Annotated in this window: 1 protein-coding gene; it reads right to left on the bottom strand. The window is 64.7% G+C overall.

From position 1 onward, the window contains the following. Window positions 1-6: 6 nt before the first annotated feature. Window positions 7-651 (bottom strand): TetR/AcrR family transcriptional regulator (locus EIP85_RS22620; protein WP_206615643.1); only part of this gene is annotated, 645 nt, incomplete at its 5' end.

Here is a 651-nt window from a genome sequence, read left to right as displayed (position 1 = left end):
TTCACGTCAACTTTCATCGCTTTTCTCCTTTGGTTGCGATGTGTCGTCCGCCGGAGAACCGCCCGAAGTGACCGCGGACAGGATCACCTCGAGCGCCCAGGAAGCGGTCTCTCCGGCCTGGGCGCCGGAAAGACCGCCGTAATCCTTCAGAACCTCCCATGCGGAGGCTGAGTAGAGCAGATGGGCCAGCGCCTCGACCTTCCGCGCGTCGGCCGCCGGAAGGGAGGAGATGGCAGGCGCGAGCGCCTTCGCGAAGAGGAGACGGCGCCCCTCAACCGTACCGGCGCGCATCTCGCGCCCAGTTCGGGAATGGAGGGCCCCGCGCATGGCCGCCGCGTGCATGTCGAAATTTGGAAAGGCCAGCTTCGGCCCATCGAGGATATCGTGCACCGTCCGAGGTGTCGGGGAGGCGCCGATCCGGTCGTTCAGCCACGGCCAGAAGGCGGCGAGAAGATCATCCTTGGTGGCGAAATGGCGGAAGATTGTCCGACGCTGAAGGCCCGCCTGCTGGGCGATGGCCTCCATGCCGACTTCGTCCGGAGTGGTCGAACTCTCCATCAGGTCATACAGGGCCTTGAGGATCGCCTCACGCGTGGCGCGGGTTTTCTCTTCACGCAGGGGGCTGTTGTAAGATCTGGTCGTGGTCACGCG

The organism is Solirhodobacter olei, from assembly GCF_004010155.1.
Classification (GTDB): domain Bacteria; phylum Pseudomonadota; class Alphaproteobacteria; order Rhodobacterales; family Rhodobacteraceae; genus Solirhodobacter; species Solirhodobacter olei.
This window is presented reverse-complemented; position numbering and strand designations above follow the sequence as displayed.